Here is a 12,834-nt window from a genome sequence, read left to right on the forward strand (position 1 = left end):
TCCCCGGGGACCGTACCCGGGTCAATGCCCGAGCCGAGTACGGTCCCTGCGGACGCTGTCAAGTGTGCCGTCAGAACTGATCAGAACTCCTGGCAGAATTGTCGGGTGATTGACGCCAGACGCCTGCGGACACTGCGTGCCGTGGCGGACCACCGAACGGTGACCGCCGCGGCCGCCGCGCTCTACCTCACCCCGTCCGCGGTCTCCCAGCAACTGGCCGCGCTGGAGCAGGAGACCGGGCACGCGCTGCTGGCCCGGGACGGGCGCGGAGTCCGACTGACGGCGGCCGGCGAGATCCTGGTGGGCCACGCGGACGCCGTGCTGGCCCAGTTGGAGCGCGCCGAGGCCGACCTGGCCGCCTATGCGGCGGGCGCCCAGGGCGAGGTCACGGTCGCCTCCTTCGCCACCGGCATCAGCATGGTGCTGGCTCCGGCGATCGCCGCCCTGACGGACACCGCCCCGGGAGTCAGGCTCAAGGTGCTGGACGCTGAGGGGGACGCCAGCCTGCCGATGCTGCTGGACGGGCAGGCCGACCTCGCGGTGGCCGTCGAGTACCGGGGTGCGCCACGCGCCGACGACCAACGGCTGGCCCGGTTCCCGCTCTACGCCGAGCCGTTCGAGGCCGTGCTGGCGCTGGACCACCGGCTGGCCGCCGGAACGGGGTCGATACCGATGGCCGAGCTGGCCGCCGAGCCCTGGATCGGCCCCTACCCTGGCAACCCCTGCCATGACGTGGTGCTGCTGGCCTGCGAGCACGCCGGTTTCGCGCCCCGGCTGGTGCACTCCTCCGACGACTTCCGTGCGGTGATCGCGCTCGCCTCGGCCGGCGCCGGGGTGGCGCTGGTGCCGCGTTCGGCACTGCGCGGGGTCGAGCTCGACCACGTGGCCGTCCGTGCCGTCGACAGCGCGCTGGCCACCCGCAAGGTCTTCGCCGCCGTCCGTGGCGGCGCGGAAAGGCACCCGCTGATCCGACCGGTGCTGCGGGCGCTGGAGACCGTGGCAGCCGGGCTGGGCTGAGCCGGGCGTCCGCGATCGCAACGTTCCTGACGGTTCCTCAGGCGATGCGGTCCAGTACGGCCAAGTCGTCGGCACTGAGTGGTCGAGCCTGGAAGTCCCTTGGGGGGTTGACGTCGGAGTCTGCTAGGCACAGGCCCCGACGCCTCGCGCGCAAGCCTGCCCGGCAGTGAAACCACGACGATGTTGGCACCTGTCACCTGGAGTTGGCCTTGGTCTGCCCCGGATGGAGCAGGCCGAGGATAGGTGCCCAGGCTTCTTCGCCGAGCAGGGCGTCGCTGCGGGCCGTCCCTCCGTATGCGAATGTCTTGGAGGGTGCGGCGGGGCCTTCACCTGGGAAGCGCGGCCGGTGTCCAGCGTCGTCGCGGGTCACCAGGTGGACCGGGGCGTCGACTGCTCGGCGACGCGCGGCCAGCTGCTCGGCATACCTCAGGGAAGGCCACATCGTGTCGTCGCCGCCGGCGACAAGCAGGATGTCGGCGGACGCCTTCTCCACCGGGATCGCGGCGCCGTCCAGGCGCCGGGCGTGGGTCCGCTCGCTGAGTTCGTACCAGCCGCGGATCGCCACCGGACCGTCGCCTCGCTCCACGGGCTGCCAGGAGTCGCCGTCCATCGGGATGAAGGGCAGCGGCTGCCCCCGCCAGGTCCACGAAGACCTATAGGGCCGGTCCCGCCCGTCGAGCCCCGGCCCCACGTTGCACCAGACCAGCGACGTCGGAGAGATGGCCACCACCGCATTGACGCGCGGCTCGTAGACCGCGGTGAGCAGCGCGGCCTCGGCGCCCTTGGACCAGCCGAGGATGCCGACGCGCTCCGCTCCACGAGATTGCAGCAGGTCGACGGCCGCAATGAACGTCTCCAGCGGTACCTCGCAGATCCCCGCCGGTTGCCCCGGTCCGCCGAACCAGCGTATGGCCAGAGCGAGGAGACCCTGTTCGGCGAGAAGCCTCGCTCGTTGGCGGTCCACCCGGCCGCTCGACCCGGCCAGTACGACGACGCCCGTGCCGTTGCCCACGGCCGGCTCCATCAAGACTGCTTCCCAGGGGGTCCTCAGCTCGTGTTCGACGATGATCACGGTGTCTCCTCTCGGCACGGAATCCACTTGAAGTGACGCTATCGACATCATTCAGCGCCTCCGTGACATGGTCGATTTCCGTGGGACGGTCGAGGTGAGGGAGAGACGGGCCTGGATGGACGCGGTGGTAATCGCGCCGTCCGCGTCGCGTTCGGAGCGTACGGGGGCTGTGTGGCGTCGCACGATTGGCCTATTTCTGAGCGTGAACACCTCATAAAACGCGGGTAGGTCCCCTTCCATCGGGACAAGGATCTGAGGCAGCGTCAACCAGACACCGATCCACCGATCCGGAGGAGTCCCGTGCGCAAGAAGCTGCTCGTCTCGGCCGCCGCGGCGGCCACCCTGCTGCTGGCCGTCCCGGCCTCCGCCGCCACCCCGACACCCGGGGCGCCCGGGGCCGGCGACCCGTACTACCCGACCTACGGGGACGGCGGCTACCGGGTGTCGCACTACGACCTGCGGCTGAAGTACCAGCCCGCCACCGACCAGTTGGAGGGAACGGCGACGCTGCTGGCCACCGCGACCCAGGACCTGTCCAGCTTCGACCTGGACTTCGCGCTGAACGTCAGCTCGGTGCTGGTCAACGGTCATCCGGCGAAGTTCGCGGTGACCGGAGTGCAGAAGCTGCAGGTCACCCCCAGTGCGCCACTGGCCGACGGCAGCCAGGCGACCATCGTGGTGCGGTACTCCGGAGTGCCGTCCACGGTCTCCACCTACGGCTTCGACGCCTGGCAGCGCACGCCGGACGGAGCCGTGATCGCCGACGAGCCGGAGGCCGCCTGGTGGTGGTTCCCCAGCAATGACCACCCGTCGGACAAGGCCACCTTCGACGTCTCCGTGCTGGTTCCCGACGGCACCCAGGCGATCAGCAACGGCGTGCTGACCTCGACGAGTTCGCAGCTCGGCTGGACCCGCTACAACTGGCGCGAGAACAAGCCGCAGGCGACCTACCTGGCGACCCTGGCGATCGGCAAGTTCGACATCACCACCGGAACCAGCCCGAGCGGCATTCCGGTCATCAACGCCTACAGCCCGGACCTCGGCGACAACGAGGACGCGGCGCGCGCCAGCGTCGAGCGCACCGGCGAGCTGGTCGACTGGCTGAGCGGGTACTTCGGCCCGTACCCGTTCAGCACGGTCGGCGGCTACGTGCCCAACGTGCCCACCCACTACGCCCTGGAGACCCAGACCCGGGTGTTCTACAGCCCCCGGCAGTTCGCCAACGGTGCCAACCCGTCAGTGGTCGTCCACGAGTTGACCCACCAGTGGTACGGCGACAGCGTCTCGCTCGAACGTTGGAGCGACATCTGGCTCAACGAGGGCTTCGCCACCTACGCCCAGTGGCTCTGGTCGGAGCACGAGGACGAAGGCACCACCCAGCAACTCGCCGACTACGTCTACAGCTCGCACCCGGCGGACGACCCGTTCTGGACCGTGAAGCCAGGCGACCCGGGCGCGGCCGACCAGTTCGCCGACGCGGTCTACGACCGGGGCGCGCTGGCCATCCAGGTGCTGCGCAACACCATCGGTGACGACGCCTTCTTCAAGCTGCTCAAGGCCTGGCCCACCGAACACCGTTACGGCAACGGGACGATCGCCGAGTTCCAGGCACTGGCCGAGCGGATCTCCGGCAAGCAGCTCGGCGATCTGTTCCAGACCTGGCTCTACACCGCGGGCAAGCCGGCCCAGCCGAGTGCCGGGCAGGCGCGCCTGGCCACCGGCGCGCCGGTGGCCCAGCCCCGCTCGTGGGCGCAGATCAAGGCGGCCCAGCAGCACTGACCAGTGTTGACCCGCCGGGCGGCCGCGAGCTCACCAACTCTCGGCCGCCCGGCGGAGTTCGACCCGGTCCGGGGCGCCGTACGCCTGGGCGAACGCCGCGCGCACCGCGAGGCGTCCGGCATGGTGGAACGCCCCGGCGTGCGAGTCGACGTCATGCATGCGAGTCGACGTCATGCACCACGATCCGTTGCAGCACGGCGGCCACCGCCACCACCAAGCCGCCGCCACCCGCCGACTCGGCCAACTCCTCCCGCATTCCGGAGGCCAGGGCGGCGTGGTAGGCGGCCGGCTCGGGCGGCCCGGGATCGTTGACCACGGTGGCCCCGGGGTCGATCTCGAAGACGAAGCCGTCCTCCCAGGGCTCGAAGTCCACCGTGACGTCCGCGAAGTCGGACGGGCAGCCGGCCTGGTGCACGAAGCGGGCCCGCACCCCCCGGATCGGCCGGGGTGGAAAGGTGTGCGGTGCGGCGTTCACGGCCGGCGGTCGAGCAGGGCGGTGGCCAACTCGCGCAGGGTGTCGGCGAGTCGCCGGCTCCCGCCCTGCTTCAGCAGGCGCAGCACGGGATCGCCGTGCATGGCGCTGAGCAGCATGACCGGCCACGTGCTGCTGCGCACCGAGGCGACCGGGGTCACTGCCGTCGACACCGCGTTCCGCCAGGGTGAGGAGTCAGCCGGCTACTTCGCCGGCCGGCTGACTCCTCACCCACGCCACCGGGAACTACCCGTGGCGCGGGTGGGAGGCAGCCGTGTTCGGGCATGCTGCACAGAACGCGCGGAGGCGCTCCAGGAACGAGTGGCGCGAGCCGCCCAGGAGGCCGGCCTATCAGGCGCTCGGGCTGTCCGTCGCCCCCGCCGAAGGCGCGCCGGACGGGCGGGCCGGCAGCAGCGGGGCACAGGTCTTGTAGGCGGCGGCGGTGTTGGGGTCCGCGGTGTTGAGCGCCCGCAGGCCGCCGCTGCTCGGCAGCGTCACGCCGTGGTCCTTGAGGCAGCTCGTGAAGGCCTGCATCGCCGAGCTGTTGAGGCCGCCGCCGTTGCCGCGCCCGCCACCGCCGCCCTGCGGGCGCAGCGAGGCGCAGGCCTGCATCGCGGCCTGCCGGGCCGGGTCGGGCGAGCCGCCGCCCCACGGGCCGCCGCCGCCCGGGGCGCCACTCGGGTGGCCACTCGGACGTCCGCTCGGGCGGCCGGTGGGCAGCGTCACGCCGTGGTCCTTGAGGCAGGCCGTGTAGGCGGCGCGCGCGGCCGAGCCGCTGTCGGAGGCCCCGGCGGACGGCGAGCTGGAGGCCGACGCGGCGCCGGCGTTGGAGCTGCCGGCGCTGGAGGAGCAGCCGGTGAGCAGTAGGCCGGCAGCGAGCAGTGCGGCGGCCCCGACGGTGCGGATGGTGGTCCGGGACAAGGCCGGTGCCTCCTGGTCTTCGGTGAGCGGTTTCGGTGTGGTGCTTCGGTTCGGTGCGTCGGTTCGGTGCTTCGGCCGGGTTGCTTCGGCGTGGTGCTTCGGCCGGGTTGCCTTGGCATGGTGCTTCGGCGGTGCGGAGGAGCCCGTGCCGCCGGCGCGGCGGGTGGGAGCACCGACGACGTCACCGACTGTCGCGCACGGTGGTTTGGAAACCCTGGGCCCGACTGGGAGTTCCCGCTGCGGAGCTGGCAGATGGACGGCTTCGGCTGTCCGATATCCATCGATCTGCTGAGGTATCGCCCGGATTGGGTCGCAGCCGACTCCCAGATACTTCCGAGTGCGGCAAAAGACGCGCTTTGCCTCGTGGGGTTATATCGCTATGCCCCCTCTAGGGGGTATCACTATAGGCATCGGTTCGAACGAGGCCTTCTGGAGGCATCAGCCATGCCCAAGATCAACGTCTATCTGCCCGATGAGCTCGCCGACGCCGTCCGCGCGGCCGGCCTGTCCGTCTCGCCGATCTGCCAGCGCGCCCTGGAGCACGCCGTCCGCCAGGCGAACGCGATGCAGGCGGCCGTCACCCAGGACCTGGACAGTGCCGAGCCCGCGCTGGCCCGGTTCACCGACCGGGCCCGCAGCGCGGTGCGGCTGGCCATCGAGCAGGCCCGCGACGCGGGAGAGCCCAACGTCTCCACCGCCCGCCTGCTCGGCGGGCTGCTCGCCGAGGGCGGCAACCTGGCCCTCGAGGTGCTCGGCGCGCTGGAGATCGCCCCCGAACAGCTCACCGCGGCGCTGGCCGGTGCCTCGTCCGCCGAGCCTGGGCAGGGACCGGACAGCGCACTGCGCTTCAGCGAGCCGGCCGCCCGGGCGCTGGAGCTCACCGTGGCCGAGGCCGGGGTGCTCGGCCACAACTACGTGGGGTGCGAACACCTGCTGCTCGGCCTGGTCACCGAGCCCGACGGCACCGGCGGTGCGGTGCTGCGCGCGGCCGGCGCCGAACCCAAGCTGACCCGCCGCGCGGTGGCGGCCGCCCTGGGCGGCTACAACTTCCTGCGCGCGGGCCAGGCCGGCGCCGCAGACCGGATCACCGCGCTGCTCGGGCAGCAGCTGGAGCAGCAACTCCAGCCGCTGGTCGCACGGATCGAGAGCCTGGAGGCCCGACTGGCCGACTGAGCCGCCCGGGAAGCCGCAGGCGCCGCCCCCGGTCGACCGGACGCAGCGGTCCGGCCGACCGGGGGCGGCGGCCCGGAGGTCACGGCTGTGCCAGGCCGGCGGCGTTCCCCTGAGCGAGCCTGTCCTGGAGCAGGGCGTGGCGGAATTGGTACCTGGGCCCCTCCGCCCGCAGGACCTGCCGGTTGTAGGCATCCTCCAGGAAGCGCATGCCACGCGCGGGGAACGCGCTCCGCAGGCGCAACTGGAGGAACAGGAGGGAGCTGCGCCCGGCGTCGGAACCGGCGATCATGACGCAGATTCCGCAGGGAACGGCGATGCCGATGGTCTGGAAGAGCCCGGCGACCAGGTCCTTGTTCCACAGGAAGGTCTCGCGCAGGCCGAACCCCAGGCCGACACAGAGCCCGAACAGCACTCCGAAGACGATCGCCCGGCGGCGCTCCTGCCGCCAGACGGCATGGCGGCCACTGCGTATGGCCACCCGGGACGGGATGCGAGCAGCTCCGATGATGAGGGACACCATGAGCACGCCCCACATTCCGTTCAGTGGACCTTCGAGCGGATGGATCCCCCGGTGAATGCCATGGGGAAAGGTGTACCGAAAGCCCACCGGCAGGCCCCCGGCAACGGCACCGGGGAGCAGCGGCACTCTTGAGTACAGGGCGTTCCAGCGGGACCACGGCGACCGTCCAGGAGCCGGGTGGACGCGCATCGCGGCCAGGCCGCTCACGGTGCCGGCTGCGGTCCCGATGGCCAGGAAGGCCGCGATTGCCGCCAGGGTGTCGCGGGTGATGGTGAAGGCGTAGTCACCGGAAATGATTCCTATGACGACTCCCACGAGTGTTCCGACAGCCGGATTGAAGCTCGAACGGCCCCTACTTCCCGGACCGGACCGCCAGTGACGTCCGTCCGGTCCGGAGGCACGCAGTTCTGCCGCTGCCCCCGCCGCCAGGCCGAGTACGAGGCCCAATGCCGTCCCGATGGCGCTTCCGCCGCCCGCGCCGCCGAATCCTTGGGTATCGAATCCGCCCCAACCGTAGACCAGAGCACCGCCGAACGCCCCTGCGACCGTGCACACGGCGCTGAGTATGGCGATCCTGGGAAACGCTCTCGTCCACCGCGGCAGTTGCCGCCAGTCGAAGCTGTAGGTGCTGTGTTCCGCCATCTGGGCCGCGAGGTAGCTCAACCACTGCCGAGCCTGCGCCGCCTCGTAATCGACCGGCTCGGAGAATTGCTGTGACTGGTAGGCGACGTTGATGAACCGGTCCAGCAGATACGCCATGACCTCCTCGCGGGTGGTGAACCGGTCCTGCTCCAGCAGGCTGACGAGTGCGTCGGGGCGGGGGAAGGCGTCGCGGACCAGCGTGAGGCCCAGCGGCGTGTCGAGGGCGCGGGAGAGGACGCTGTCGGGCTGGTGCGTCAAATGGTCCATCAGGCGTTCCCACGGTTCGGGCGCGGGTTCCACCTGGCAGCACCGCAGGTATTCGGCGGCGGCTGTGCCGGGAATAGGGGTCAGTTCCAGCACCGCGGCGCCGGGCAGGTGCCCGGCGCGGATCGTGTCGGCGAATTCGTCGGTGCGTGCGAACACCATGACCCGTGACGCGGAGTGTTGGCCGATCCCTTTCAGTGCGGCCCGGCGGAGTTCGTCCTCCAACTCGTCGAATCCGTCGAGGAACAGCGCGATCCGGCCGTCCTGCACCAGTTTGGCGGCACTCTTGCGGCCGTATTTCCGCTGTCTCAGGAAGGGGAAGTCCTCGGCGATGCGGGCGGCCGCCCAATCGGTCAGGGTGTCGCGGCTCGCGTCCCATCCGGTGACACCCAGCAGCACGGGTACCGGCACATTGGCGCGCTCTGCTCCGTTCTTCAGGGCGCTGCGGTGCGTCAGCGCCTCCAACACGGTCAGGAGCGCCGCCTCGGACTTGCCGCTGCCCGGACTGCCGAGGACAGCGATGCGGCCGGAGGGGAGTCCGCCGTAGACCCGGAACAAATCAGGCAGCCCGCCCGTGTCGAGGGTGTGCGAGTTCGCCACCGGAACGCCGGGCAACGGTGCGAACGGGAGCAGGCCGTCCGAACCCCCCAGAGCCGCCCCCTTGGGACCGGTGACCCCGCGGCGGGACCACTGCCATCGGACCGGTATCGGCGAAGGGGAGTACAGCTTCCGGTCGCGGGCTGCCTGCTTCCACTGCTGGTACGCCTCGTGCATCAGGTCGTCCGCCGCGGCATCCAGCCGTGAGTCACCACCTGCCGATGGAAGGTGGCGCGGGTCGACCGAGCCGATCGGCAAGGCGGCGAGATGCCAGGCCGGAACCCGGGCAGCGCCGCCTCCGGGCACGGGATCCACGCTCCGGTCCGCGCTCAGGGCAGACAGTGTCGGCTCGTCCGGAGGAGGCGGCCCGCTGCTGCCACGAGGTTCGGGGAGCCTGCTCGGGTGGACCCGTTCGTCCGGGGGCTCCACCGTCGGTGCCGCGGAGTTGCGAGCGAAGACGTAGCGGGCGGCATGGTCGCTCGAGCGGCTTCTCGGTTCGGGTTTGCCGTCACGCACCAGCGCGTCGGCGACCTTGTCGAAGATCGGGCCGAGCGTGAGGGCCGCGGGCTGACCGGGGATGCCGCGCTCGATGACGTCGGCCAGGTACTTGGTGAAGTAGGTCTGCGGTGCGGGGCTGTCGGCCGCCGACTGGAACCACGCCGTGTAGGAAGCACCGCTGGCCATCATCAGGTAGAAGCCCGCCGAGCGCGGTAGTTCCGGTAACCGCGGTCCCAAGGTGTTCCGCCCCGCGGCCAGTTCGGCGTAGCAGCAGTCCACGATCGCGATCTTCGTAGCCGCAGCACTGGACCGGAAGGCCCTGCGAACGGCGTCGAAGGAGAGGCTGGTGGTGGTCCGCAGGTAGGGGTCGTCGCTCGAGTCGGCCAGGGCGAGGCAGAGTTCGTCGTCGCTGTCGTACTGGCCGTGCCCGACGTAGTAGAACAGTGCGACATCCACGGCCTCGTGGAACCGGCGTGCGAGCTGCTCCGGCAGATCGTCCGGCCTGCGTTGGTTGCGGACGGTCAAGATGCTGTCTTCGGGCCAGCCGCCGCACAGCGGACCGGCCAGCAGCGCCTGCATCCGGTTCAGGCTGTGCTCTGCCGCCGGCACCGCACTCAGGTGCCGGTAGTTCCAGGTGCCGATCAGGACCGCTCTGGACCGGGAGAAGTCGCCGTCCAGGGCGTCAGGCATCGCCGAGCCACTCATCGAGCGCGGGCTTCACCTCGGCTGCCCATGCGTCGTCGGCGGCGTTGGTCTTGCTGATCGTGATGCTGCGTTCCCCCGAGGTCGCGGTCACGGTGATGTCCGAGCGGCGGGACTTGACGAAGTCCGGCAAAGCCTTGATCACGACCGCCACGACGCTGCTGCTGCCGACCAGGACTTCAAGGATGTCCCAGGCTCCCTGTTCCCCGGGGCCGGGTCGCCCCGGGACCTGGAGGACCTGCGCGCCCGGGACCCGGCGAAGGTGCTCGCGCAGTGATCTCAGCTCAGCCGGGTCGGACACGGTCAGTGCAATGGTGCGCTGCTGACCTGAGGCGTGCTCAGTCGTCACGGTGTTCCCCCGCTGATCAGTCCATCTGTTGCCGGTGCCCCAACATGCTTGCAGGCCTTGGCCCTTCCTGTCACGGAAACGGCGGTTCGCGACTGCCGGACGGCGTCGGAACCGCGACGCCGCCTCGCAACCGCTCATGTTATTGTCGCTCAATTACCGTCCTTTTACGATCAGTTCGGTGGCATGGTGAAACTTCTCCTTACCGACTCCGGCGTCAGGAACGCAAGCGTGCTGGCGGCGCTGGTCGATCTGCTGGGCAAACCGATCGCCGAGGCCAGCGCCCTCTGCATCCCCACCGCGGGCTACGGGGGACCGTACGGGGATCCGGGTGGACCATGGCGCTTCATCAGCGGACGGTCCCCCAGTCCCATGACCGAGTTGGGGTGGAAGTCGGTGGGTGTGCTGGAGCTCACCGCACTGCCCGGCATCGACGAGGAACGCTGGGTCTCCTGGGTCCGCGACGCTGATGCCCTGCTGGTGAACGGCGGCGACGCGCTCTACCTGTGCCACTGGATGCGGGAGTCCGGCTTGGCGGACCTCTTCCCCTCGCTGCGCGACACGGTCTACGTAGGGCTCAGCGCCGGGAGCATGGCGCTGACTCCCCGCATCGGGGAGTACCTCGTCGGCTGGAGGCCGCCCACCGGTGACGACAGCGCGCTGGGAGTCGTCGATTTCTCGATCTTCCCGCACCTGGACAGCGATCCGGAGCACAGCATGGCCGAGGCGGAACGCTGGGCCGCCGGGATGCCGGGCCCGGCGTACGCCATCGACGCCCAGACCGCCATCAAGGTGACCGACGGCGAGGTCGAGGTCGTCTCCGAGGGCCACTGGAAGCTGCTCAACCCGGCATCATGAACCGCAGCCCGTCCTCGCCGAGCCGGTCGCAGGCTGGAAGGCGCGGTGAAAACAAGCACGTATGATTGCTTTTTTTCCGATCCTGACCCACCATCATGTGCGTCCCGTGTGCCGCGCCAGAGAGGCTGTCCGCGCATGCCCCACCCCGTATCCGCGTCCATCGTCACGCCGCTGAGGATCGGCAATGCCTCCGGCTTCTACGGGGACCGGTTCGCCGCCTTCCGGGAGATGCTCACCGGAGGGCAGCTGGACGTGCTCACCGGGGACTACCTGGCTGAGCTCACCATGCTGATCCTGGCCCGGGAGCGGCTCAGAGACCCCGAACTCGGGTACGCCAAGGGGTTCTTGCGCCAGCTGGAGGAGTGCCTCGGGCTGGCGCACGACCGCGGCGTGCGGATCGTGGTCAACGCCGGCGGACTCAACCCCGCACAACTGGCCATCAAAATCAGCGAGCTGGCGGCAAGCCAGGGCATCGACCTCAAGGTGGGCCACGTCACCGGTGACGATCTGCTGCCCCGGGCCGCCGAGTTCACCGACCCGGCCGGCCTGCTGGCCGCCAACGCCTACCTGGGCGCCTTCGGCATCGCCGACTGCCTGACCGCCGGCGCCGATCTGGTGGTGACCGGGCGGGTCACCGACGCCGCCCTGGTGGTCGGCCCAGCCGCCGCCCACTTCGGTTGGAGCCGCACCGACTTCGACGCGCTGGCCGGCGCCGTGGTGGCCGGCCATGTGCTGGAGTGCGGCGCCCAGGCCACCGGTGGCAACTACGCCTTCTTCACCGAGCACGACACCCGCCACCCCGGTTTCCCGGTGGCGGAGCTGCACGCCGACGGCAGCAGCGTCATCACCAAGCACTCCGGCACCGGCGGAGCGGTCAACGTGGGCACCGTCACCGCCCAACTGCTGTACGAGACCGGCGGTCCCCGCTATCTGGGCCCCGATGTCACGGCCCGGCTGGACACCGTCCGACTGGAGCAGCAGGGCCCCGACCGGGTCCGGATCAGCGGGGTGCGCGGCGAGGCGCCACCGGCCACCCTCAAGGTGGGCCTCAATCGGCTCGGCGGGTGGCGCAACGAGGTGGTGTTCGTCCTCACCGGCCTGGACATCGAGGCCAAGGCAGCGCTGGTCCGCGACCAGCTGGACCGGGTGCTGGCGGACGGGCCGGCCGAGGTCCGCTGGACGCTGGCCCGCACCGACCAGCCGGACGCCGCGACCGAGCAGCAGGCCAGCGCACTGCTCCAGCTGACGGTGCGGGACGCCGACCAGGCCAAGGTGGGCCGTGCGGTCAGTGCGGCCGCCGTGGAACTCGGCCTGGCCGGCTATCCCGGGTTCCACCTCACCGCACCGCCCGGACCCGGCGCGCCGTACGGGGTGTTCAGCAGCGCCCTGGTCGGGCAGGAGGCAGTGGCGCACTGCGCGATCCACCCGGACGGCACCCGGCACCTCATCGCCCCGGCGCCGCTCACCGCCGCACCCGCCCCCGACGAGGCCGCCTCCGCACCCGCCGCCGCCGAGGCAGCCGCTGCACCCGCCGCCCCCGAAGGCGGACCCGCACCCGCCGCCCCCGAGCCCGCAGCCGCCTCGCTCGAGGCCCTCGCGCCACCCGCCGGCCCGACCCGCCGCGCCCCGCTCGGCCTGATCGCCGGCGCCCGCAGCGGCGACAAGGGCGGCGACGCCAACCTGGGCGTCTGGGTGCGCAGCGACGCCGCCTGGCCCTGGCTGGCCGCCACCCTGACGGTCGACCGGCTGCGCCGGCTCCTGCCGGAGATCGCCGAACTGACCATCACCCGCCACCTGCTGCCCAACCTGAGGGCCGTGAACTTCGTGATCGAGGGACTACTGGGCGAGGGAGTCGCCGCCCAGGCCCGCTTCGATCCACAGGCCAAGGCCCTGGGGGAGTGGCTGCGCTCCCGTCACGTCGAGATACCGGAGAGCCTGCTGTGATCCAACTGGCGTCCACCGAACGGCTGGTG

At 70.9% G+C, this 12,834-nt stretch carries 12 protein-coding genes; 5 read left to right on the forward strand and 7 right to left on the reverse strand.

Annotated elements, in window-relative coordinates:
• Positions 1-105: 105 nt before the first annotated feature.
• Positions 106-1,017 (forward strand): LysR family transcriptional regulator, encoded by a 912-nt coding sequence (locus tag LN042_RS13720; protein WP_230051456.1) that lies wholly within the window; start codon positions 106-108, stop codon positions 1,015-1,017.
• Positions 1,018-1,210: 193 nt separating this feature from the next.
• Here the strand turns inward: LN042_RS13720 and LN042_RS13725 are convergent, their stop codons facing one another.
• On the reverse strand, positions 1,211-2,089 hold the full coding sequence (locus LN042_RS13725; RefSeq protein ID WP_230051457.1) for an acyl-CoA thioester hydrolase/BAAT C-terminal domain-containing protein: 879 nt from the start codon (positions 2,087-2,089) through the stop codon (positions 1,211-1,213).
• Between the two features lie 300 nt (positions 2,090-2,389).
• On the opposite strand from LN042_RS13725, the gene LN042_RS13730 reads away from it, so the two are divergent.
• Positions 2,390-3,868 carry a M1 family metallopeptidase gene (locus tag LN042_RS13730; protein WP_230051458.1) on the forward strand — a complete coding sequence of 493 codons (1,479 nt, stop codon included), beginning with the start codon at positions 2,390-2,392 and terminating at the stop codon, positions 3,866-3,868.
• Between the two features lie 30 nt (positions 3,869-3,898).
• Here LN042_RS13730 and LN042_RS13735 read toward each other — a convergent pair whose 3' ends face one another.
• The 4 genes from LN042_RS13735 to LN042_RS13750 form a co-directional block, all read right to left on the reverse strand.
• A complete protein-coding gene (locus tag LN042_RS13735) occupies positions 3,899-4,042 on the reverse strand; it encodes a hypothetical protein (RefSeq protein ID WP_230051459.1) in 144 nt (47 codons plus the stop codon).
• Positions 4,020-4,343 (reverse strand): hypothetical protein, encoded by a 324-nt coding sequence (locus tag LN042_RS13740; RefSeq protein ID WP_230051460.1) that lies wholly within the window; start codon positions 4,341-4,343, stop codon positions 4,020-4,022. Before LN042_RS13740 ends, LN042_RS13735 begins: the two co-directional genes overlap by 23 nt.
• Positions 4,340-4,513: a hypothetical protein gene (locus tag LN042_RS13745; RefSeq protein ID WP_230051461.1), complete on the reverse strand. Its 174-nt coding sequence runs from the start codon at positions 4,511-4,513 to the stop codon at positions 4,340-4,342. Before LN042_RS13745 ends, LN042_RS13740 begins: the two co-directional genes overlap by 4 nt.
• A gap of 178 nt (positions 4,514-4,691) precedes the next feature.
• Entirely contained in the window at positions 4,692-5,261 is a 570-nt protein-coding gene (locus LN042_RS13750; RefSeq protein ID WP_230051462.1) for a hypothetical protein, read from the reverse strand.
• Between the two features lie 444 nt (positions 5,262-5,705).
• On the opposite strand from LN042_RS13750, the gene LN042_RS13755 reads away from it, so the two are divergent.
• On the forward strand, positions 5,706-6,434 hold the full coding sequence (locus LN042_RS13755; RefSeq protein WP_230051463.1) for a Clp protease N-terminal domain-containing protein: 729 nt from the start codon (positions 5,706-5,708) through the stop codon (positions 6,432-6,434).
• 79 nt (positions 6,435-6,513) lie between these two features.
• On the opposite strand, the gene LN042_RS13760 is transcribed toward LN042_RS13755, so the two are convergent.
• Together LN042_RS13760 and LN042_RS13765 are read right to left on the reverse strand one after the other, a co-directional pair.
• Positions 6,514-9,660: a caspase, EACC1-associated type gene (locus LN042_RS13760; RefSeq protein WP_308191809.1), complete on the reverse strand. Its 3,147-nt coding sequence runs from the start codon at positions 9,658-9,660 to the stop codon at positions 6,514-6,516.
• Positions 9,638-10,006, reverse strand: coding sequence for an effector-associated constant component EACC1 (locus tag LN042_RS13765; RefSeq protein ID WP_230051465.1), 369 nt, complete (start codon positions 10,004-10,006; stop codon positions 9,638-9,640). Before LN042_RS13765 ends, LN042_RS13760 begins: the two co-directional genes overlap by 23 nt.
• Positions 10,007-10,192: 186 nt before the next feature.
• Between LN042_RS13765 and LN042_RS13770 the strand changes: the two genes are divergently transcribed.
• The gene (locus tag LN042_RS13770; protein ID WP_230051466.1) at positions 10,193-10,861 is read left to right on the forward strand and encodes a Type 1 glutamine amidotransferase-like domain-containing protein; all 669 of its coding nucleotides are present in this window, start codon (positions 10,193-10,195) and stop codon (positions 10,859-10,861) included.
• A 135-nt stretch (positions 10,862-10,996) separates the two neighbouring features.
• The gene (locus tag LN042_RS13775) at positions 10,997-12,805 is read left to right on the forward strand and encodes an acyclic terpene utilization AtuA family protein (protein WP_230051467.1); all 1,809 of its coding nucleotides are present in this window, start codon (positions 10,997-10,999) and stop codon (positions 12,803-12,805) included.
• Positions 12,806-12,834: the final 29 nt, after the last annotated feature.

This window comes from Kitasatospora humi, assembly GCF_020907985.1.
In the GTDB taxonomy this organism is placed as follows: Bacteria; Actinomycetota; Actinomycetes; order Streptomycetales; family Streptomycetaceae; genus Kitasatospora; species Kitasatospora humi.

Bases quoted from the DNA above. Each gene is read 5' to 3' on its own strand.
- LN042_RS13735 (WP_230051459.1), bottom strand. From the start codon at position 4,042: ATGACGTCGACTCGCATGCATGACGTCGACTCGCACGCCGGGGCGTTC.
- LN042_RS13755 (WP_230051463.1), top strand. From the start codon at position 5,706: ATGCCCAAGATCAACGTCTATCTGCCCGATGAGCTCGCCGACGCCGTC.
- LN042_RS13760 (WP_308191809.1), bottom strand. From the start codon at position 9,660: ATGAGTGGCTCGGCGATGCCTGACGCCCTGGACGGCGACTTCTCCCGG.
- LN042_RS13775 (WP_230051467.1), top strand. From the start codon at position 10,997: ATGCCCCACCCCGTATCCGCGTCCATCGTCACGCCGCTGAGGATCGGC.